Annotated in this window: 19 protein-coding genes; 7 read left to right on the top strand and 12 right to left on the bottom strand. The window is 39.9% G+C overall.

Going from position 1 to position 20,610, the window contains the following annotated elements; genetic code table 11:
• Positions 1–45: 45 nt before the first annotated feature.
• Entirely contained in the window at positions 46–483 is a 438-nt protein-coding gene (locus tag PSE72_RS14660) for a rhodanese-like domain-containing protein (protein ID WP_004265159.1), read from the bottom strand.
• Positions 484–916: 433 nt separating this feature from the next.
• Between PSE72_RS14660 and envC the strand changes: the two genes are divergently transcribed.
• The gene (gene envC / locus PSE72_RS14665) at positions 917–2,206 is read left to right on the top strand and encodes a murein hydrolase activator EnvC (RefSeq protein ID WP_115168198.1); all 1,290 of its coding nucleotides are present in this window, start codon (positions 917–919) and stop codon (positions 2,204–2,206) included.
• Positions 2,207–2,236: 30 nt separating this feature from the next.
• Complete coding sequence (locus PSE72_RS14670; protein WP_115168199.1) at positions 2,237–3,283, top strand: divergent polysaccharide deacetylase family protein; 1,047 nt, start codon at positions 2,237–2,239, stop codon at positions 3,281–3,283.
• A 61-nt stretch (positions 3,284–3,344) separates the two neighbouring features.
• Here PSE72_RS14670 and tdh read toward each other — a convergent pair whose 3' ends face one another.
• Together tdh and PSE72_RS14680 are read right to left on the bottom strand one after the other, a co-directional pair.
• Positions 3,345–4,370 (bottom strand): L-threonine 3-dehydrogenase, encoded by a 1,026-nt coding sequence (gene tdh, locus PSE72_RS14675; protein WP_115168200.1) that lies wholly within the window; start codon positions 4,368–4,370, stop codon positions 3,345–3,347.
• Between the two features lie 10 nt (positions 4,371–4,380).
• Positions 4,381–5,577, bottom strand: coding sequence for a glycine C-acetyltransferase (locus PSE72_RS14680; protein WP_115168201.1), 1,197 nt, complete (start codon positions 5,575–5,577; stop codon positions 4,381–4,383).
• A gap of 229 nt (positions 5,578–5,806) precedes the next feature.
• Between PSE72_RS14680 and rfaD the strand changes: the two genes are divergently transcribed.
• The 4 genes from rfaD to PSE72_RS14700 all read left to right on the top strand — a co-directional run bounded on the left by rfaD (position 5,807) and on the right by PSE72_RS14700 (position 9,733).
• A complete protein-coding gene (rfaD, locus tag PSE72_RS14685; protein ID WP_004906933.1) occupies positions 5,807–6,745 on the top strand; it encodes an ADP-glyceromanno-heptose 6-epimerase in 939 nt (312 codons plus the stop codon).
• 23 nt (positions 6,746–6,768) lie between these two features.
• Positions 6,769–7,815: an ADP-heptose--LPS heptosyltransferase RfaF gene (gene rfaF / locus PSE72_RS14690; protein WP_115168202.1), complete on the top strand. Its 1,047-nt coding sequence runs from the start codon at positions 6,769–6,771 to the stop codon at positions 7,813–7,815.
• Entirely contained in the window at positions 7,815–8,777 is a 963-nt protein-coding gene (gene rfaC / locus PSE72_RS14695; protein WP_115168203.1) for a lipopolysaccharide heptosyltransferase RfaC, read from the top strand. The genes rfaF and rfaC overlap by 1 nt, the downstream gene beginning before the upstream one ends.
• A gap of 95 nt (positions 8,778–8,872) precedes the next feature.
• Entirely contained in the window at positions 8,873–9,733 is an 861-nt protein-coding gene (locus PSE72_RS14700) for a WlaTC/HtrL family glycosyltransferase (RefSeq protein WP_115168204.1), read from the top strand.
• A gap of 55 nt (positions 9,734–9,788) precedes the next feature.
• Here the strand turns inward: PSE72_RS14700 and PSE72_RS14705 are convergent, their stop codons facing one another.
• Together PSE72_RS14705 and waaA are read right to left on the bottom strand one after the other, a co-directional pair.
• Positions 9,789–11,249, bottom strand: coding sequence for a glycosyltransferase family 39 protein (locus PSE72_RS14705; protein WP_004906925.1), 1,461 nt, complete (start codon positions 11,247–11,249; stop codon positions 9,789–9,791).
• Positions 11,250–11,448: 199 nt separating this feature from the next.
• On the bottom strand, positions 11,449–12,729 hold the full coding sequence (waaA, locus tag PSE72_RS14710) for a lipid IV(A) 3-deoxy-D-manno-octulosonic acid transferase (RefSeq protein ID WP_115168205.1): 1,281 nt from the start codon (positions 12,727–12,729) through the stop codon (positions 11,449–11,451).
• Positions 12,730–12,920: 191 nt separating this feature from the next.
• On the opposite strand from waaA, the gene coaD reads away from it, so the two are divergent.
• Positions 12,921–13,406, top strand: a complete 486-nt coding sequence (coaD, locus tag PSE72_RS14715) for a pantetheine-phosphate adenylyltransferase (protein ID WP_004906920.1) — start codon at positions 12,921–12,923, stop codon at positions 13,404–13,406.
• A 10-nt stretch (positions 13,407–13,416) separates the two neighbouring features.
• On the opposite strand, the gene mutM is transcribed toward coaD, so the two are convergent.
• From mutM to PSE72_RS14750, 7 genes are read right to left on the bottom strand one after another with little or no spacing between them, the layout of a single operon-like run.
• Positions 13,417–14,226, bottom strand: a complete 810-nt coding sequence (gene mutM, locus PSE72_RS14720) for a bifunctional DNA-formamidopyrimidine glycosylase/DNA-(apurinic or apyrimidinic site) lyase (protein WP_115168206.1) — start codon at positions 14,224–14,226, stop codon at positions 13,417–13,419.
• Between the two features lie 21 nt (positions 14,227–14,247).
• Positions 14,248–15,423: a glycosyltransferase gene (locus tag PSE72_RS14725; RefSeq protein WP_245211149.1), complete on the bottom strand. Its 1,176-nt coding sequence runs from the start codon at positions 15,421–15,423 to the stop codon at positions 14,248–14,250.
• The gene (locus PSE72_RS14730; protein ID WP_209102526.1) at positions 15,395–16,411 is read right to left on the bottom strand and encodes a glycosyltransferase family 8 protein; all 1,017 of its coding nucleotides are present in this window, start codon (positions 16,409–16,411) and stop codon (positions 15,395–15,397) included. Before PSE72_RS14730 ends, PSE72_RS14725 begins: the two co-directional genes overlap by 29 nt.
• On the bottom strand, positions 16,404–17,642 hold the full coding sequence (gene rfaL / locus PSE72_RS14735; protein ID WP_115168207.1) for an O-antigen ligase RfaL: 1,239 nt from the start codon (positions 17,640–17,642) through the stop codon (positions 16,404–16,406). Before rfaL ends, PSE72_RS14730 begins: the two co-directional genes overlap by 8 nt.
• A 14-nt stretch (positions 17,643–17,656) precedes the next feature.
• Positions 17,657–18,670: a lipopolysaccharide 3-alpha-galactosyltransferase gene (gene waaO / locus PSE72_RS14740; protein ID WP_115168208.1), complete on the bottom strand. Its 1,014-nt coding sequence runs from the start codon at positions 18,668–18,670 to the stop codon at positions 17,657–17,659.
• 24 nt (positions 18,671–18,694) lie between these two features.
• On the bottom strand, positions 18,695–19,492 hold the full coding sequence (gene rfaP, locus PSE72_RS14745; protein WP_115168209.1) for a lipopolysaccharide core heptose(I) kinase RfaP: 798 nt from the start codon (positions 19,490–19,492) through the stop codon (positions 18,695–18,697).
• A complete protein-coding gene (locus PSE72_RS14750; RefSeq protein ID WP_115168210.1) occupies positions 19,485–20,609 on the bottom strand; it encodes a glycosyltransferase family 4 protein in 1,125 nt (374 codons plus the stop codon). The genes rfaP and PSE72_RS14750 overlap by 8 nt, the downstream gene beginning before the upstream one ends.
• Between the last annotated feature and the right edge of the window lies 1 nt (position 20,610).

Genomic DNA, 20,610 nt, shown 5'->3' on the forward strand with positions numbered 1-20,610 from the left:
TCACATACTGCGAATATAACTTGGGAGCAAATACATGCTGGATAACTACTTCTTACCACGAGCTAGCGGAAGGTTTTCACCTGCCCAGCCAGAGATCCCTTCTTTCAGGACAAAGACTTTTTCAAAACCGTGTTGTGCCAGCTGTTCAGCAGGTTTACCTGATTCCATACCACTCGCAGAAACGATAATCACTGGTTTCTGTTTGTGTTTTTCTAATTCACCTAAATTATTCTCTTTAATTTCAGACGGTGTTAAGTTAATAGAATCAATAATGTGCCCTTTACGGAAATCATCGCGAGAACGTAAATCGACAACAACCGCCTCTTCTTTATTAATCAGTGTAATCGCTTGTGAACGAGCAATCACTTTCGTTTTAGAGAAAAGGCCTTTAAAGGTCATAACAACCACAGCAACTAATAGCGCTATCCAAACCAGACTCAATAACATGTTCCGGCTTACAAATTGCATGATTTCTTGGATCATGGGGGGCAATCACTCCCGTTAGTTAAAAACGAATATCAAAGGGTTCTGAGTATACCTTTGTGTTGAGCTAATTACAGCCAATTCCCGCAAACTAGCTTATTTTTTTTGCGCTAAGGCACGCAAAATTAACACCGTTCAGTGAAAAATCGCTTTTCTGTTTCGAAGCGGTACGCAAATATTTTATCATAAACGTGCGAAACAGGTCTAAATCGTGCTTCAAATAGGCAGTGAATAAGAAAAAAGTATTGAATACTGGCTATACAAAATAAATCAGTGATAATAAAACTGTGTTATTTGACTTAATATAGTTCTGATTCAGGGCAAAAGTCCGAATTTATAAATGTTTTCAATACTATTTGTTAGACAGTGCTGGAAACCATCACTTGCAGATGAAATAATCAGTTATTGCATTTAATTGAGGTGATTTATCACGATGGCCAATACACATCATCGAATGAAAATTTCATTTATTCGTCAGGCTATTAGCGCTCTCTTTGGGTTAGGGTTGCTTGCGCTCGCCCCAACACAAACTGTGTTTGCCAACCAGATCACTGAAAATAAAGGGCAATTACATGATTTACTCAAAAGTATTGCTGAAAAAGAAAAAAGCGTAAAAGAACAACAAGCCAAGCGCTCAGCACTGCTTGAACAACTTAAACAACAAGAGCAAAGTATTTCCGCCGCAGGGCGTAGCCTGCATGAAACTCAAAATCAGCTAAAACAATTAGATAAAGAAATTGTTTCCTTAAATAGCAATATCAAGCAGCTACAAACCAAAAAACAACAACAAGAAAAATTATTAGCTGACCAACTAGACGCTGCCTTCCGGTTAGGTAAACACCAAGGGTTAACCCTCATGTTCAAAGGTGAAGAAGGCCAGCGAGAAGAACGTATTTTGGCCTATTACAGCTATTTAAATCAAGCGCGTGAAAAAAACATTGCCGCATTAGAAGAAACCACTAAAGAGCTACAAGAACAAAAACAACTCGAACAAAAAAAACAAGCCGAACAAAAAACAACGCTGGCTCGCCAGCAACAAGAAAAACGAAAGTTGGATAATGCACGTGCTTCACGGCAAAAAACCTTAAATGCCCTTGAAAGTACATTAAAAGAAGACCAAAAAAATCTTGCTGTTCTAAAACAAAACGAAGCGAGATTACGCGACAAAATTGCTCGCGCCGAACGTGAAGCTAAGGCCAGAGCAGAGCGAGAGGCAAAAGAAGCGGCACGTATTCGCGCACAAGTCGCTGAAAAAGAGCGTCAAGCCAAACAAAAAGGCTCAACCTATAAACCGTCAGAGAGTGAACGTTCACTGATGTCCCGTACTGGCGGTTTAGGGCGCCCTGCTGGGCAAGCTATTTGGCCGGTTCGCGGCTCATTGCTTCATAACTACGGTGATGTCATTTCCAGCGAACTACGTTGGAAAGGCATGGTTATCGCCGCTAATGAAGGAACGCAAGTCAAAGCCATCGCTGATGGGCGTGTGTTACTGGCTGACTGGTTGCAAGGCTATGGGCTCGTTGTCGTCGTTGAGCACGGTAAAGGGGATATGAGCCTGTATGGTTATAACCAAAGTGCCTTAGTGAATGTTGGCCAAGAGGTTAGAGCGGGCCAACCTATCGCCTTAGTGGGTAGCAGTGGCGGCCAAGAACGTCCTGCCCTCTATTTTGAAATTCGCAGACAAGGTAAAACCGTGAACCCTCGTCCATGGTTAGGACGATAAATTTTAAATTCAATTAATTAGGATAACATTATGTTGAAGCACTTTCCCTTTCGGCCACTCATTCTCTTCTCATTATTGATGATGTGTCTACCGGTGAGTGCTGCAAAATTAGCGATTGTGATTGACGATTTCGGATATCGCGTCAAGGAAGATAACCAAATTTTAGCCTTATCCCCAGCGGTGACTATTGCCATTTTACCAAGCTCACCTCATGGCCGTGAAGTCGCAGAAAAAGCGCATCAGCAAGGACGTGATATTCTCATCCATATGCCAATGAAACCATTGAGCAAGCAACCATTAGAGAAAGACACATTGGCCCCATCGATGAGTGCAGAGGAAATTGACCGTATTATTAAAAATGCAATAAGCCGGGTTCCCTATGCAAAAGGTATGAATAACCATATGGGAAGTGAGATGACGTCTAACTTGGCAGGAATGCGCCATGTGATGCACAGCCTGTCAAAGTCAAACTTGTTTTTCCTCGATAGCGTGACTATTGGCAATACTCAAGCAGGTAATGCTGCCAAAGAGTACAGCGTTCCCACGTTACGTCGCCATATTTTTATTGATAACCACCAATCGGAAGAAGAAACCCGCACTCAGTTGAATAAAGCCGTTGCTTACGCGCGTAAACACGGCAGTGCGGTTGCCATTGGCCATCCGCACCCATCTACCGTTCGAGCCTTGCAAAAATACCTTGCCCAACTTCCTGCTGATGTTGAATTAGTTGCCGTTAGTGCTCTGCTAAGCCCTCAATCTAAAACTAAACAATCAACATCATTAAGAATGTTATCTGAAGAAGCGAAGAAGGCACAGCCTCAGTCCGAACAATCGATGCAAAATGAAATAAAAACAGCGCCAACCGAAGAAGCTGTTATTGGGCAACCTGAGACCGTTAGCCAACCAGTTCCGCAAGAGCTCGGTATATGTGAGTTTACATTACCAATCTCTAAGCGACAGGGAATTGATTTTATTATGTTTGTTGTTGAGAGTATTTATAACGATAAGGCTTTACAACCCCTGCTGGTTTCGGGCGATAAAGCGCAAAAACGCCCGCTTTTCAAGCAACAGCAGTAAGCCATTTGTATTCCCCCTTCTTAGTGCAAAAGCCAAGAAGGGGACTGGATATGATAAAAATTTAATCCCAGTTTAAAATCACTTTACCAGATTGGCCTGAACGCATGATATCAAAGCCTTTTTGGAACTCATCAATGGGGAATTGATGAGTGATAATTGGTGATAAATCTAAACCAGATTGAATGAGTGTCGCCATTTTGTACCATGTTTCGAACATTTCTCGGCCGTAGATCCCTTTAATAAATAACCCTTTAAAGATCACTTGGCTCCAATCCGTTGCCATTGAGGCAGGAGGAATCCCTAATAGGGCGATTCTGCCACCGTGGTTCATGGTGTCTAACATGGTCTGAAAAGCGGCTGGAGCACCAGAAACTTCTAATGCAACATCAAAACCTTCTTTCATTCCCAATTCGTTCATCACGTCTTTTAAATTTTCACGACTGACGTTCACGGCGCGGGAAACCCCCATTTTTTTCGCGAGTTCAAGTCGATAATCATTCACATCCGTGATAACAACATGTCGTGCTCCCACATGTCGGCACACTGCGGCTGCCATGATGCCAATAGGCCCAGCGCCGGAAACCAGCACATCTTCCCCCACTAAATCAAAGGAAAGTGCCGTATGAACTGCGTTACCAAATGGGTCAAAAATCGCCGCTATTTCATCAGGAATGTTATCGGGAATTTTAAAAGCATTAAATGTGGGGATCACCAAATATTCAGCAAAACACCCTTCTCGGTTAACCCCAACTCCAATTGTATTGCGGCAAAGATGGGTACGCCCGCCGCGACAATTTCGACAATGGCCACAAGTAATATGCCCTTCCCCTGACACTCGGTCACCAATTTTAAAGCCTTTGACTTCCTGCCCAATTGCAACAATTTCCCCTATATACTCATGACCGACAACCATTGGAACAGGAATAGTTTTTTGTGACCATTCATCCCAGTTATAGATATGTACATCCGTACCACAAATCGCAGTTTTACGAATTTTGATCATCACATCATTGTGCCCGAGTTCCGGTTTCGGAACATCCGTCATCCATATACCTGGTTCAGCTTTCAGTTTGGACAGTGCTTTCATAAAAGACCTTTTATTTGATTATTTTTAGTTTTCTACCAATGCGGGTGAATGCATCAACAGCGTGTAAAATATCCTCCTCACTATGCGCTGCAGACATCTGAGTGCGAATACGTGCCAGACCTTGCGGTACAACAGGATAGAAAAAGCCCGTGACATAAATACCTTCATTAAGTAACTCTTCTGCAAAAATTTGGGCAAGTTTAGCTTCACCTAACATGACAGGAATGATGGCATGGTCTGCTCCAGCCAAGGTGAAACCCGCTGCTGTCATTTTTTCCCTAAATAACACAGCATTACGCCATAACTTCTCACGTAATGAATGACCTTCTTTCATCATATCGATCACTTTGATAGATGCGGCTACAATTGCAGGAGCGAGTGAGTTCGAAAATAAATAAGGGCGAGAACGCTGACGCAGCCATTCAACGACCTCTTTTTTCGCTGCCGTATAACCACCGGATGCACCGCCGAGGGCTTTACCTAATGTCCCCGTGATAATATCGATACGCCCCATTACATCGCAATACTCATGGCTACCACGGCCATTTTCCCCAACAAAACCAACAGCATGTGAATCATCCACCATCACCAATGCTTGGTATTCGTCGGCAAGGTCACAAATGGATTTTAAATCCGCGATAACACCATCCATCGAGAACACACCATCTGTGGCAATCAAAATATGGCGAGCCCCTGCTGTTTTGGCTTCCTCTAAACGTGCTTTTAATTCCACCATATTGTTATTGCTGTAACGGTAGCGTTTAGCCTTACTTAACCTAACCCCATCAATAATTGATGCATGATTTAATGCATCTGAAATAATGGCATCTTCCGGTCCTAATAAGGTTTCAAACAGCCCACCATTTGCATCAAAACAGGATGAGTAAAGGATCGCATCTTCCATACCCAGAAAATCCGCCAATTTGTGCTCTAAAATTTTGTGGCTGTCTTGCGTTCCACAAATAAAGCGCACAGACGCCATCCCAAAACCATGGCTATCCATTCCTTGTTTAGCGGCCTCGATGAGTTCTGGGTGGTTTGCAAGACCAAGATAATTGTTAGCACAGAAATTAATAACTCGCTGGCCACCTGCAATTTCAATGTCAGCATCTTGTGAAGTCGTAATAATGCGTTCGTTTTTAAATAACCCGTCGGCTTCAATTTGTACCAATTGCTCTTGAATCTGCTGATAAAATCTTTCTGACATGATTTCTTCCTGTAAAGTGACTATTAATTGAGTTTAATAATAGTCTCTACACGTAGCGATATTCACAGCATAAATAAGTCAAGTTTGTAGCCAAGATCACGATATTTCCCTTGTTCTCATTTAAGTGTTAGCTCAATTCTCTTCTATCAATGCTACCGTCAGCGCCAAGAGATGTTATTATAGTCACCAATTACGATTCTATTTTCTTAACCCATTTGAGGTATATCCAATGATCATAGTCACTGGCGGAGCTGGTTTTATTGGCAGCAATATTATTAAAGCCCTAAATGCAATCGGCCGTACAGATATCCTAGTCGTTGATAATCTGAAAGACGGGACTAAATTCGCTAACCTTGTTGACCTTGATATTGCGGATTATGCAGATAAAGAAGATTTTATTGGCAGTATCATTGCGGGTGATGATTTCGGCGATGTCGATGCGGTATTCCATGAAGGTGCTTGCTCGTCAACCACGGAGTGGGATGGCAAGTATATGATGGACAATAACTATCAGTATTCGAAAGAGTTACTGCACTATTGTTTGGATCGCGAAATCCCATTCTTGTATGCTTCTTCCGCGGCAACCTATGGTGGTCGTAGCGATAACTTTATTGAAGAGCGCCAATTTGAAAAACCATTAAATGTCTATGGTTATTCGAAATTCCAATTTGACCAATATGTGCGTGAAATCCTGCCTGAAGCTAACTCACAAATCTGTGGTTTCCGCTATTTCAACGTCTATGGGCCAAATGAAGACCATAAAGGCAGCATGGCAAGCGTTGCTTATCACTTAAATAAACAAATCAATGAAGGGCAAAGTCCAAAACTGTTCGAGGGGAGCGATACTTTCCGCCGTGACTTTATTTATGTGGGTGATGTGGCTGCGGTAAACTTATGGTTCTGGGAAAATAATGTTTCAGGTATTTTTAACTGCGGAACAGGACGTGCGGAATCTTTCCAAGCTGTTGCTGATGCAGTCACTGAATTCCACAAAGATAAAAATGTGGCTATCGAATACATTGAATTTCCTGAAAAATTAAAAGGTCGCTACCAAAGCTTCACACAAGCTGACCTCACTAAGCTACGTGCCGCCGGTTATACCGCACCATTTAAAACGGTTGCAGAAGGTGTCACCGAATATATGCATTTGCTCAATAAAGACGCGTAACGCTTATTTCTGAAAAATTATTTATGAAAATATTGGTGATCGGCCCTTCATGGGTAGGGGATATGATGATGTCACAAAGCCTTTATCGTACGATCAAGGCGTTGCATCCCCATGCACAGATTGATGTGATGGCACCACAATGGTGTCGTCCTTTACTCGCCAAAATGCCCGAGGTTAACGAAGCCATTCCTATGCCTCTCGGACATGGTGCTTTGGAAATTGGGGAACGTCGTCGATTAGGTAAGAGTTTGCGGGCAAATGGCTATGATCAAGCTATTGTGTTACCAAATTCCTTAAAGTCTGCATTTGTGCCTTTCTTTGCAAACATCCCCAAAAGAACAGGGTGGCGTGGAGAAATGCGCTATGGCCTACTCAATGATATTCGTCCACTAAATAAAGAAGCTTTTCCTTTAATGGTGCAAAGATATGTTGCTCTTGCTTATGATAAGCAAACTATTAAATCAGCTTCCGATATTCCGACACCCATTTTACCGCCTAAACTAGTGACGGTGCCGCAAGAAGTTACTGAAACCCTGCAAACCTTTGGGGTTGATGGTTCTCGCCCTATTATTGGTTTTTGCCCTGGCGCAGAGTTCGGCCCCGCCAAACGTTGGCCCCATTATCACTATGCCTCTCTTGCTCAAACACTGATTAGCCAAAAAGGCTATCAAGTACTGCTATTTGGTTCACAAAAAGACCACGAGGCAGGTGAAGCCATTCGTCTAGAGCTGACCGATGATGCGAAATTACATTGCCATAATTTTTCAGGTAAAACATCTTTAGAACAAGCCGTTAATCTAATCGATGCCTGTAATGCAGTTGTCAGTAATGACTCTGGTTTGATGCATGTCGCGGCAGCGCTAGATAAACCTCTTGTCGCCTTGTATGGCCCAAGTAGCCCTGATTTTACCCCGCCATTATCAGATAAAGCAGAAGTCATTCGCCTAATTACGGGGTATCACAAAGTGCGTAAAGGTGACGGTGAAAGTGGTTATCACCAAAGCTTGATTGATATCCAGCCTCAATTAGTTATCGATGCGTTAACTCGGTTAAATATAGGTATTGAATGATGAGAGTATTATTAGTCAAGACATCTTCAATGGGAGATGTTCTACACTCATTACCTGCACTGACCGATGCACAGCAAGCCATATCGGGTATTCAATTCGATTGGGTCGTTGAGGAAGGCTTCGCGCAAATTCCAACATGGCACAGTGCCGTTAACCAGGTGATCCCTGTGGCCATTCGCCGCTGGCGAAAAAATTGGTTTTCTGCGCCGATCAGAGCCGAACGTGCCGAATTTCGCAAGAAATTACAAGCAACACATTATGATGCTGTCATTGATGCACAAGGGTTATTAAAGAGCGCTTTTCTTGTCACCCGCTTAGCGCATGGTGATAAACATGGCTATGACCGCCATAGTATTCGCGAACCATTAGCCAGCTTCTTTTATGACCATCGTTATGCTATCAGTAAGCAGCAACATGCCGTTGAACGTATTCGCCAGTTATTTGCCAAAAGTCTTGGTTACACCTGCCCAACACAACAAGGCGATTACGCGATTGCTCGACACTTTTTGCAGTCAGAAGAAGAGCATCAAAGCCCTTATGTCATTTTTTTGCATTCAACTACCCGTGATGACAAACATTGGCCTGAAGAAAATTGGCGAGAACTTATTGGACTGATGGCTGAAAGTGGTATCAAAATCAAATTGCCCTGGGGAGCACCTCATGAGCAGCAACGTGCAGAACGATTAGCAAAAGGCTTTGATTTTGTTGAGGTCTTACCTAAACTCACGTTAGCTGAAGTTGCACAGCAAATTGCAAACGCTAAAGCGGTGGTTTCTGTCGATACTGGGCTTAGCCATTTAACAGCGGCACTTGATAAACCTAATTTTACCCTCTTTGGCCCCACCGACCCCGGCTTGATTGGGGGATATGGGCAAGGGCAGCATACGATTAAATCTCCGAATAACCATATTGAGGATATAAGTGCTATCTACACTTATGAACAGTTGAAACATTTTCTATAGAAAGGTATCTTAGCTACTCAAGCCTTTTAGTCTTTTACCGCATCATTTACGTAGGCAATCTTTTTTCGTCTACTCAATACCAGACATTAATTATAATGAATAATTCAATTACAATCATAACGGCATTTTTTGACATCGGTAGAGGAAATTGGAATAGAAAAAATGGCCGATCTAACTCATTAGAGTGCACAAATAATACCTACTATAAGTATTTCAGTAGATTAGCAAAGCTTGAAAACACGATTGTTGTTTTTACAACATCGGATTTACAAGAAAAAATCCTTTCAATGAGAAAAGGTAAAACAACTCATATCATTACGATTGATCTCCATAAAAAATTCAAATTTATTATCAAAAAAATAGAACGAATTCAAAGCAGTGGTACATTTAAACAACTAATCGACCCAAAATTATTACGATTCCCTGAATATTGGTCACCTGAATATGTTTTAATTAATAATCTAAAACCTTATTTTGTCAAAAAGGCCATTGACCTAGGTTTAGTTGATAATGCTCTCGCTGCTTGGGTTGATTTTGGTTATATCCGAAATAATGAAAATATTTATGGAATTAATGAATGGTACCACCCATTCAGTGAAAATAAGATTCACTTATTTACTATACAAGATACTTCAAACCTCACTGATGAACAGTCAATCTTAAAAACAATATTAAGTAATGACCCACATATAATCGGCGGTGTTTTAGTCGCTAGTAAAGAAAAATGGCCTGAATTTTGTAGAATTGTCTTTGAGACACAAAAGAAGTTTTTATCTTCAGGTATTATTGATGATGACCAAGGTGTATTTTTAACCTGTGTAAGTAAGTACCCAAATATTTTCCAATTAAATTACTTAGGGTATATGAAATGGCGGAATGTATTTAAACTATTTAATAATGGTTCAAAATACAATCGTCTTATGCGTTTAGCTATATCACTAAAATTAATTCGATAAATAAGTCTAACTTGTAAGAATAGGCCTTTAAAAAGGCTCTATTCTCAACTAGTAATTATTTCTCTGGTGCAATAAACCCAAAGCACATGGTTTCAGGGGCGGCATCCGGTTCAGAACGATAAATCACATCTTCTTTTTCTATCGTAAATTGTGGCCAGAACTTACGTACCTTGGCAAAGTTTTCATGGGCGCAATCATCATATTTCTTGCCCAGCAATAATGCACCATGTTGACGAATTTCGGCTTCAGTAATATCACGGTTGTACACATTTGGCGGCATATGTTTTTCCATTGACCAGGGTTGGATCACATGCGGTCTATCCTTGCCATAAATAATAAACCATTGATATTGGTTATCTTCTCCACCAACATATTTAACTGGCGTGCCATATCGCTGATACCAACGCTGTTCCCCGTCTGCTATCAAGGTTTTTACGCCAATAAATTTTTGCCCTGCTCCACGGATATTCGCTGCCTGAACCGTGATATAACCAACCACGACTAAAACACCAAAAATGGCAAAACCAACCAATGACTTCTTAAACGGTTTTCTTGGCATCACGGTTATTGAGCCAACAAATAAAGGCGCACTAATAGCCATAAATGGCTGCAACCATTCAGTTATTCGACCACCATCGTGGAAAGAGAACCAGCCGTATATCACAACCAGTGGAAAAAGAAGGATAAAGTTAGCCATGCGGTTAGGCAACGCTTTAGGCCACCCTAACTTTCCGCCACTGCAATAAACAATAATCGCAGCAATCACTAACGGATAAAACACGCTAAGTGCGGCTTGTGTGGTATGAAGATTAAACCCAGGGTCGATTTGTGAATCTACCCATTTGAACGCCGAAAAGTCCGTTGCCATCAACCAAAAGAAATTTGGCAATACCAAAGCAAACCATAAAGCAATCGCAAGGTAAAAAACAGGATGACGATAACTTTGACGAACTTGTTTTACGAATAGGGTCAATAAGAAAACAGACCCAACTAGCGCCAAGGTTGAGTATTTACCCATAGTTGCAAGACCCGCAAATAAGGCAAACGGTAACCACCATGCAGGGTTATCATCAACAGCACGTAAAAAGAAATAGATAACCCAAGGCCATAATGTCACTAAAATATAGTTATCATTATAAGGAATGATATCGAAATTAATGACACCAGATAAATTCAACATTAGCATTGCAAACCAAGCGAAATCACGACGCCCAGTCAAACGAAAGGTTAGCTTCCACACCCCAAGTAAACCAAATGCAATACCGACAAAATGGCTAAAATACCAATAAAAGCTGTAGGAGATATCAAGGTAAATTGCAGGCCACATCATGACGCCAACAAACCATGGGTTTTTAGGTGATCCCCACTCCCCATTCATTCCCCAGTTCACTGCTTCTACTGTGTCATAAGGTACGGTTGGGTCGAAATAAAAACTCGCTAAGATCCAAACTATGGCATAGCTTATGACCCATAAATAAACATATTTATTTGAAATTGATTGATTAGTGGCTGGCATATAGTCTTAAAAAGATAAGCAAAAGTTCCAACATTCCATTTGGATACTACCCTAATAGTAATAAACCAAATCGAATGACTCTATAATAAACGAGGCAGTCTACTATAGTTTAAATGCAATACTAGGATGTGCCATAAAATATTCGCAATTCATTGCTGTAATGTTCAAGTTAATACTCAAAAAAAGACATTACTTAGCTTTATTGCTCTCTCGGGGGTAAATAGGGTTGTAACAGTTTTAATAATCGTTGAAGAGCGCCTTGGTTCTCATGAAGAACCTCAGCGGCATGGCGCCCATAATATAACCGGTAATCTTCATCAGAAAGTAAACTTGTCACGGCTTGAGCCATTGATTCACTGTCTGTCACCGTAATTAAGCCATCTGCTTGAGTTAGTTTTCCACAAATATCTTTGAAATTAAATGTGTGAGGCCCCATTAACACAGGTAGCGCATGAGCTGCCGCTTCGAGCGGGTTATGCCCTCCAGTTTCTACCAAGCTTCCCCCGACAAAAGCAATGTCTGCAATTCCATATAACAGCATCAGTTCACCCATGGTATCACCAATCACCACTTGAACATCTGCGGAAGGAATCGTATTCGCACTGCGACGAATAAAGGTTAAACCGGCTTTTTGAGTTAGTTCTTCTGCTTTGGCAAAGCGTTCTGGATGACGAGGGACTAAAATTAACAATAAATCAGGAAAACCAGATAATAATTTTTGATGTGTTTCTAAGACAATCGCTTCTTCACCCTCGTGAGTGCTGGTCGCTATCCAGACTGGGCGATGCGCCGCCCATTGGCGGCGTAAAGTTATTGCTCTGACAGCTAATTCAGGCGTCACAGAGATATCAAACTTCAGGCTCCCCGTGACACTCAATTGCATTCGCCGCAACCCTAATTGAACGAAACGTTCACCATCTTCCTGATGCTGTGCTGCGACCATGGTGACATTACGAAGCATTCGTTTCACAAAGCTGCCTAGCTTTTGATACCCTGCAGCAGAGCGCTCAGAAAGTCTTGCATTTGCAATAACCAATGGAATTTTACGTTTATGCAACTGGTTAATCATATTTGGCCATAGCTCAGTTTCCATTATGATCACAAGTTTTGGGTCGACTTGTTTCAGGAAGCGGTGCATTGAGCCAGGAAGGTCATAAGGTAAATAAACGTGGTCGACATCATCACCAAATGCAGAAAGAACACGCTCTGAACCCGTTGGTGTCATCGTGGTTACTGTAATTGGTAAAGACGGATAATGATGGCGAAGTGCGCGGACTAGTGGAACGGCTGCGAGGGTTTCCCCGACAGAAACTGAATGTAATAAAATACCTTGAGGTTTTACTTTTCCCGCACAAAAGCCATATCGTTCACCCCAGCGTTTACGATAGGCAGGCGCTTTACGGCTGCGCAGCAATAAGCGAACCCATATAAATGGTTGGATAAGATAAAGAAGTACCTGATATAGACGCAGCAATAACATTCGATCTGATTCACTTACCAAAATTGGCGCTATCTTACCATAAAGCGCAAATAAAAGTGTGTAGAATATGCACCTAAAAATAGCAGTAAAATCTCATCTACAGTTGCAACCCTACTAGATAGCCGATAATGTTAACGCTTATTCATGCTATTTTTTCGAATAGATAATACAAACAACGAGATACTATCATCATGATACACAAGGCTATTTACCCTGGTACGTTCGACCCAGTAACATCAGGACATGTTGATATTGTTACCCGAGCAGCAGCAATGTTTGACCATGTCCTGTTGGCTATTGCTAATAGCCAACGAAAAAACCCGATGTTTTCCCTTGATGAGCGCGTAGCCCTTGCTAAAGAAGTAACTTCTCACCTTGATAATGTTGAAGTTGTTGGGTTTTCTGAGCTTATGGCTAATTTTGCGCAAAAAAATGGCGCAAATATTCTTATTCGGGGCGTTCGTTCTGTGGCTGATTTCGAATATGAGTGGCAATTAGCGAATATGAACCGCCATTTTGTTCCTGACTTGGAAACCGTATTTTTATTACCATCGCAGAGTTTATCCTTTGTTTCCTCTTCTTTAATCAAGGATGTTGCACTTCACGATGGTGATATTTCGTCTTTCCTACCCCCAGTGGTTGCTGAGGCAATGCTAAAGAAACTCAATAAAAAATAGCAAGGTTTCGCTATTTTTGACATTGCGGACAAAAGAAGGTACTACGTTGCCCCTGTTTAATGTTTTCTATTGGCGTACCACACATTGAGCAGGGTTCACCTTTTTTTCCATAGACAAACAATTCTTGGGCAAAGTAACCCGGTTTACCATCCGACTGTAAAAAATCTTTCAGTGTCGTACCGCCTTGTTCAATAGAGCGCTGTAACACCTTTTTGATCTGCAACACTAGTTCAGTAATTTCAGCTAACGTTAAGGTATTTGTGATTTTTTCAGGTGATATTTTTGTCGCAAATAATGCTTCGTTAGCATAAATATTGCCTACACCAACAACGACTTTGTTATCCATTAACCATGGCTTAATTGCCACTTTTTTCTTTTGCGCTAATTCATAAAGATATTGCGGGTTAAAGGCGTCTGATAATGGCTCAGGCCCTAAGTGTGCAAGTACCGAACTGTTTTCTAAATCATCACACCAGAGCCAAGCGCCAAACCGGCGAGGATCCGTATAGCGTAATACCTTGCCATCTCGCATAACTAAATCCACGTGGTCATGTTTTTCTTCAGGCAATTCTTCGGTCAGAATACGCACACTACCAGACATTCCCAAGTGAACAATAATCCAGCCTTTTTGCAACTCAATCAGCAAATACTTAGCGCGACGTTGAACACTCAAAACCGCTTCATCTGATAAACTTTTAATTTGTTCACTAACTGGCCAACGTAAACGACCGTTACGTACAATGGCGTAAGAGATTGTATTACCGACTAAATGTGGCTCTATTCCACGACGACTGGTCTCAACTTCTGGTAGTTCTGGCATATATAAACTCGCATTTTTCGCTTAGGGATACCATTTCGCAATTACCCCCATGAGCTCATCTTTGACAATTTCCCAAGTGAAATTATCATAAGCATGTTTTTTAGCATGGTAAGCTATTTCTTGACTATTTGGGTGATTTAACGCGCTAGTAATATCCTCCGCCATACTCAAAGGCGAAAGTGGCTCCCTGAAAATAAACCCAGTTTTATTATGGGAAATAAACTCTACCATTGCTCCTCGCTGGCTCGCTATCACAGGCCGACCCGAAGCCATCGCCTCTAATGCAACCATACAAAATGGCTCTGGAGCGATGGAAGGTACAGCAATCACATCCGCAAGAGAATAATAGTGCCGAATTTTTTCAGGATGAACACCACCTAAGAAAATACACTGCTCACCCAAATTTTTTGCATAATCTTTTACTTCGTCTTGATATTGCGCTAGTTCACCTTTTAATGCAGCATTTGGGTCACCTACAATGACGAGCTTATAACGAGGGTCTTCTTTAAAGAAAGTCTCGCACGCCTGCATTAATTCAAGTAATCCTTTATCTCTAGCGATCCGGCCAGCGAATAAAACTATTTTATCTTCTGCTGTTAGCCCAAAATCCTCACGCTTGACCTCAGGTGGCTGAGCATAAATTTCACCATCAAACCCATTACGAACAACTTCAATAAGCGCATTTGGTAAACGTTCTCTGTACCAATTTTTCATAAAATGGCTTGGCACAATGATTTTTATGTCTTCAGGGACATCTTTAGGCTCGTACAAATTATGCATGTGTAACACAACATTATTATGTCCTTCTTTCTTAATTATTTTTTTGAAGGATTTAATATGATTGTGAACAAAAATAACACTTTTATTCGGGTTTGGCGAAAATTGATGTTTAATTTTGACAATTCTATCTGCATAAGAATATGGGTCTAACCTTGTCCATTTCTTAAATAGTCTTGTATACACTTTTCCAAACTTAATACGCTCAATTTCACAATACTCATTAACAACAGAATGAGCGCTATATCCATCATTTCGTATACAAACGATTCGGTTTTCAATGTCTAATCGTTTAGCGACATTGTACATCCACGATTCAATTGCAGCCGCACTTTTAGGAGGTATAGAAAATATAGGTGAAACTGTTAAGACAATCTTATTAATCATCATATTATTTTCTTTTTTTTGTATGTTTTTCAAACAAGTAATATATGCCTGACAAAATACCTGATAAATAAGAGCCTTGCTTTAATAAGTGCTTGTACTCTTTTTTCCTTTCAGCAAATTTAGTGGCACACTTTAAATCATCCTTTGTCCAAGGTGATTGTGCTAATGCTTTATAAAAAGGCTGAGAAGAAGGATAGTTCGCCCATTTATGCCAAGGCTTACTCACCCCCGTGTAATGAATTAAAACTGTTTCAGGTGTAATAATGGTTTGATATTTTTGATGAGTTCGGTCATACAGTTCATTTTTTAGTGTATAAACCGTATTAAATTTCTGATTAAGTAATATCAGGTCATTCCTTAAAATAAGGTTTAACACATCTTGATCTGGGTACTTAAATCGTTGTTTCGCATTTTCTGCAGATAACAATTCGAAACATTGCTGAGTAACTCGTTTTTCGTGCCATTTTTTTAAGTTCACAAACATAACACCCGAGTTAAAATAGGTCTCAGCTAACTTTGGAGTGTGAAGCCGTGTCTCACTTTTTGTTCTTACACCGATGTCATCGGCAATAACACCACAAACTTTATCTTTAATTAAATCAGCCGCCAAATTCAATTGGCCATTACAGATAACATCCGCATCCAAATATAGAGCAACATCATAATCTTTCGAGAGATAGTCTAAAGCAACTAACCGAAAATACATTGCTGAAGACCAAATATCAGAAGCTGGCAATGTTTTTAGTAATTGATTATCCAATTCATAAATATGAAATTCAGCTGGAAACTGATGAGAAATAACCTTCAGCTTCTCTAAAAAGCTAGGGCTGACTTTATCTAAAAAATAATGAAATCTGAAGAGCGTATTTGGGTTATTAATAAGTAAAGAGACCGCTGAAACACCAGCACCAAACTGATAGTTTTCATCCGAACCATAAATAACATCAAGACATGGTAATGAGGAATTACTCGTATTAGCCCCCTCATTTAGTAGGTATTTATTTGTTATCAGGTTATTCATGGCACACTCTTTTCTGCTTAGTTGAACTATGTCCCATCATGGCGATTAAAAAACCTAAAAGAATACCTAAAGGCTTAAGGTCCACTTGTTCAAACATCCCACGAACGAGATAGAAACTAATAAGGCTTAACAGCAATGCAATGAAGGCAAAGTAAATTTCCGGTTCATTAGTCCTATTTTTTATCCCTTTCATTGAGGAATAGCACATTGACAAAAATACTGCACTAAATATCACTAGCCCAGCAATACCCGCACCAAACCAAATATAAAGCCAAATATTATGGGGCCCAATAGAATATCTAGCGATCCATTTAGGGTGATGTTTAACTACACTGTTGTATTTCTCATGATATATTTTATCACCAACCCCATAGCCAATTATAGGATTTTCCAGTATAAGCTCAAAAGCGGTTCCTTGCGTACCATTAGTATAACGGTGAGAGCTATCTGTCTGCTCTAGCTTATAAAACAGTTTATTACTTGTATCGGGATAAATTAGTTTAATTGAAATAAGTGAAATTACCGAAAGGCATAATACAACTCCAATTAGCTTCCAAGGACGTTTAAAACACAAAAATAATAACCCCGCGACTGCGGCTGCAACCCATGCCCCTCGAGCTAACGTTCCAAGTAAAACAAACAGAAATACAATACTTAAAATATAGAAATAAATAAGTCTAGATTTAGGCAATAAATACCAAAGAATAGGAAGTATTGGAAAGAAGAAAACTAACGCATCCGAAACATGCCTAAAATCATAGGTAGTAAACGGTAAGATACCCTGCTGATAGGCTATATAGTAGCGGTATAACTCAACAAGTAAAACTAAGGCTAACGATACAGTAAAACTCGTTAATAATAGTTTTGAAATCTCTTTTAGGCTTTCTCTATATAAAATAATTGGCAATAAAAGTGATAAACTTAGTATTCCATAATTCAATAAATTATTGTTAATAGTTTTAATAGATACACTTAATATATTTGAATAAGATGTTGATACGTAAAGAAAAATAGAAAAAACAATAACTAAATATAAAAGTTTATTATTTAATCTTTTTAGCACTTTTTTTGTATCTAAAGACAGATAAACCAAAGATGTGGCTATCATCAAATAGAACAGAATATGCTTATATCTGGTTACATTTTCCACAAAAAAAAGAACAACAAAGATTAGCACCAAAGCTTTGTTATACTTTGAGAGAATACTTTCATTTCTATCTAAAAAAGACATAACTTGCCCAATTATTATTTACTTAATTTAACCAAAAAATACTGAAGATTATTTTTTATACCAGAGAGAATTTTTCCCTGATTAAACATATGCTTAGCACAATAGCGCAAATGATTACTGCTGTTAGCCTTCAGTAACGGAATGTCTTTCCAAGGTGATGCATTTTTTGCATTAATAAAGGGCTGAGCTGTTGGGTAATTAGCCCACTCATGCCAAGGCTTAGTTGGGCCAATATAATGAATCAATACAGTTTCAGGCGTTATTGGGTTCTCTTTTTTACCTTTTTGCAGCTCATAATTAATACTATATTGAGTGTTGTATTTGCCATCAAGGTAAATGACTTTCCCTGTTAATAGCATATTTAAGATATCTTGATCTAAATAGGATAATTTTGCTTTAACAACATCTTGAGAAAGTAAGTCCATTGCTTTCGTTGAGATATCAAATTTTGACCAATTCACTAAATTTAAGACTAAAAAACCTGCATTAAAATATCCCGAAGCGATGCTCGGGATCCCTAACGCATCAGCTCTTTTTTGCCACCAAATGCTATCCCTTTCTGGGACAACTGCAGCTATTTCATCATCTTTAAACGGAATATTTAACAGTGGCTGCAGCGTTCCTTGACACATAATATCTGCATCCATATAGATCATTCTATCTAGCTGGTTTGAAAAGTAATCCGCAATAATAAACCTGAAATAAGTTGCATATGACCAATTTTTGGTACTTGGAAGCGATTTAAGCTGTTCACAGTCAACTAAATAAACTTTAATACTCGTCTTATATTGCTCTGCGAGCTGTTTAAATAATTTACTTTGCTCATCATCAAAGTAGTCAGTAAACACATGAAATGAAAAAGAGATATCAGGATTTGTTTTTAATAGAGAAGCAATCGAGATCCCACAACCATATAGAAAATTACGGTCAATCCCATAGGAAATATGTAAGCTATCATTATTAACAATAGCGTCTGGTGACGATAAATCAATTTGCTGTGTAACCGCATTTTCTTTATTGAAGAACATTTATATCTCTCTTCTCTCTTTGACTCACAATGACTTTCTAATTGTGCGTTCTTTAATTTGTGCAGCTTTGCTTTCCGCTTTAGCTATCAATGATGTTTCTTGGTGCAAAATAACTCGCAGCGATAAGCCAAAATAGATTTTCATAAAACGAAGAATATCACGCTGAGTTAGCCCAATATTTAATGATGAGTAATATAAACCAATTAAATCTTTATTGCGCCAACGGGTTGGAACAGAATTTCTGAGTTGTGCCCGATGTAAATCAATTACTGATATTTTTAACTGTTCTTCATTTTCCGTAAATGGCAAGTGCAGTAAAAAATGGCAAATATAACAATCACGATGGTTAATACCGGTCGCGTGCATTTTACGCACCATCTTCGCAACACGACGAATAATCATTTGTTTGGTACTAAAAGTTGGCGGGTTATCTAGCCAATTTGCACAATAATCTTCCAAACTCACCGTCGGGGTCAGATCTTCAGTAATAATAAAGGAGTGACGACGAAGAGGGTTAATCCCTTTTTGCCCAAAAGCTCGACCATTCATCGTGTCAACTCCCACTTGAGTCAGTTGATGAATAGCATTCCACTCTCGATCAGCGCCTAATACCGGCAACCGAAAAGAAAATAGATTTTTAAGAACTTCCTTTAGTGTAGTCCCATAATGAATTTTTATAAAATAGCTGCGTCCCTCAAGTTCAAAACGCAGAGTTTTACGCGATTCTAACGCACGAAAAACTTCACCTTGTAGCTTATCCACCTCGATAAATGGATCTTTATTCTTCCACAATTCACTAAAAGGGGGTTTTAACTCAATCATTCGCTTCCCCTAAAATAATATCTGCGGCTTTTTCTGGTAAACTATATAAATCTTCTGTATCGGCAAAATATCGCGCATTACTTGCCCATTGTGCTAATTGAACCGGATTTTTTAAACTATCTTCTAGAGCCAAGTTCAGAACCGTTTGCTCAAAGGGCTCATTTACCACAATACCGCATTTGGCTTGGCTAATAAATGAAGCATATCCACACACTTCTGTGACAATAATCGGTAAACCCGCGGTAATTGCCTCTAATAACACAATACCAGCAGCTTCTTGATAAGCCGGGTGCATTAATATATCGGCTGCAGCCATTAATTCTGCAATATCATTACGTCCACTAAAGAAAGAGACTTGTGAGCCGATTCCTAGCGTTTTCGCTAACTGTTGGTATTTCACTGGTTTATCTTGACCGACTACCATCAATAGCGTGTTTTTCTTAATATCATCGGGCAATGCCGCAATGGCTTTTATGGTCCGATCGACGCCTTTACGTTTGAAGTCAGAACCCACCTGCAATACTAAAAATGCAGATTCAGGTATTTGATTTTTTTCACGATAAACTTTTTTAGCATTCGCAACTTGCTTATCATACTTTCTATCTTGGGCAATACCGGGAGGCAGCATATGAAAACGCACATCTTCAGTCCCATAATGCTCTTTAAAATGACTAATTTGATGTGGCGTTAACATGAGTAATTGTGTCGGCTTTCCCACTGCAAAAACAGCTTTTTCAAATGCGGCATAGTGTTTGTAACGAGGCGTCAGCTTATAAAAAAAGCCTTTTTCTTCAGCGACTTTTTGTGCATAACAGACATCTGCTGCATAATAAATATCTAGTCTTGGCATTTTATTGAAACCAACTACCCGCTCAGCAGGATGCTGCTTTAAATGCGCCAACACCCAGTCACAATATTGTGCGTTTCGCCCATGATTCGTTTTTGATGTCACCGGCACGATAATAATTTCAAAGCCGCTAGGCTTATCACCATCCCATGATTGGGTATAGACACGTACGTGATGCCCACGTGATTGGCATTCCGTTGCAATACGTAGAAAATCCCGCTGTAACCCACCAAACGGAAAGTATTTATATAAGCAAAATGCCAGATTCATG

The organism is Providencia sp. PROV116 (genome assembly GCF_028482485.1).
Taxonomy (GTDB): domain Bacteria; phylum Pseudomonadota; class Gammaproteobacteria; order Enterobacterales; family Enterobacteriaceae; genus Providencia; species Providencia rettgeri.

What these genes read in the sequence shown, in the direction of transcription:
- rfaP (WP_115168209.1), bottom strand. Translation starts at nt 19,492, where the DNA reads ATGATTGAGTTAAAACCCCCTTTTAGTGAATTGTGGAAGAATAAAGAT.
- PSE72_RS14750 (WP_115168210.1), bottom strand. Translation starts at nt 20,609, where the DNA reads ATGAATCTGGCATTTTGCTTATATAAATACTTTCCGTTTGGTGGGTTA.
- PSE72_RS14700 (WP_115168204.1), top strand. Translation starts at nt 8,873, where the DNA reads ATGAATAATTCAATTACAATCATAACGGCATTTTTTGACATCGGTAGA.
- rfaC (WP_115168203.1), top strand. Translation starts at nt 7,815, where the DNA reads ATGAGAGTATTATTAGTCAAGACATCTTCAATGGGAGATGTTCTACAC.
- waaO (WP_115168208.1), bottom strand. Translation starts at nt 18,670, where the DNA reads ATGTTCTTCAATAAAGAAAATGCGGTTACACAGCAAATTGATTTATCG.
- rfaF (WP_115168202.1), top strand. Translation starts at nt 6,769, where the DNA reads ATGAAAATATTGGTGATCGGCCCTTCATGGGTAGGGGATATGATGATG.
- PSE72_RS14730 (WP_209102526.1), bottom strand. Translation starts at nt 16,411, where the DNA reads ATGAATAACCTGATAACAAATAAATACCTACTAAATGAGGGGGCTAAT.
- PSE72_RS14705 (WP_004906925.1), bottom strand. Translation starts at nt 11,249, where the DNA reads ATGCCAGCCACTAATCAATCAATTTCAAATAAATATGTTTATTTATGG.
- tdh (WP_115168200.1), bottom strand. Translation starts at nt 4,370, where the DNA reads ATGAAAGCACTGTCCAAACTGAAAGCTGAACCAGGTATATGGATGACG.
- PSE72_RS14670 (WP_115168199.1), top strand. Translation starts at nt 2,237, where the DNA reads ATGTTGAAGCACTTTCCCTTTCGGCCACTCATTCTCTTCTCATTATTG.
- coaD (WP_004906920.1), top strand. Translation starts at nt 12,921, where the DNA reads ATGATACACAAGGCTATTTACCCTGGTACGTTCGACCCAGTAACATCA.
- rfaD (WP_004906933.1), top strand. Translation starts at nt 5,807, where the DNA reads ATGATCATAGTCACTGGCGGAGCTGGTTTTATTGGCAGCAATATTATT.
- mutM (WP_115168206.1), bottom strand. Translation starts at nt 14,226, where the DNA reads ATGCCAGAACTACCAGAAGTTGAGACCAGTCGTCGTGGAATAGAGCCA.
- PSE72_RS14680 (WP_115168201.1), bottom strand. Translation starts at nt 5,577, where the DNA reads ATGTCAGAAAGATTTTATCAGCAGATTCAAGAGCAATTGGTACAAATT.
- envC (WP_115168198.1), top strand. Translation starts at nt 917, where the DNA reads ATGGCCAATACACATCATCGAATGAAAATTTCATTTATTCGTCAGGCT.
- rfaL (WP_115168207.1), bottom strand. Translation starts at nt 17,642, where the DNA reads ATGTCTTTTTTAGATAGAAATGAAAGTATTCTCTCAAAGTATAACAAA.
- waaA (WP_115168205.1), bottom strand. Translation starts at nt 12,729, where the DNA reads ATGTTATTGCTGCGTCTATATCAGGTACTTCTTTATCTTATCCAACCA.
- PSE72_RS14660 (WP_004265159.1), bottom strand. Translation starts at nt 483, where the DNA reads ATGATCCAAGAAATCATGCAATTTGTAAGCCGGAACATGTTATTGAGT.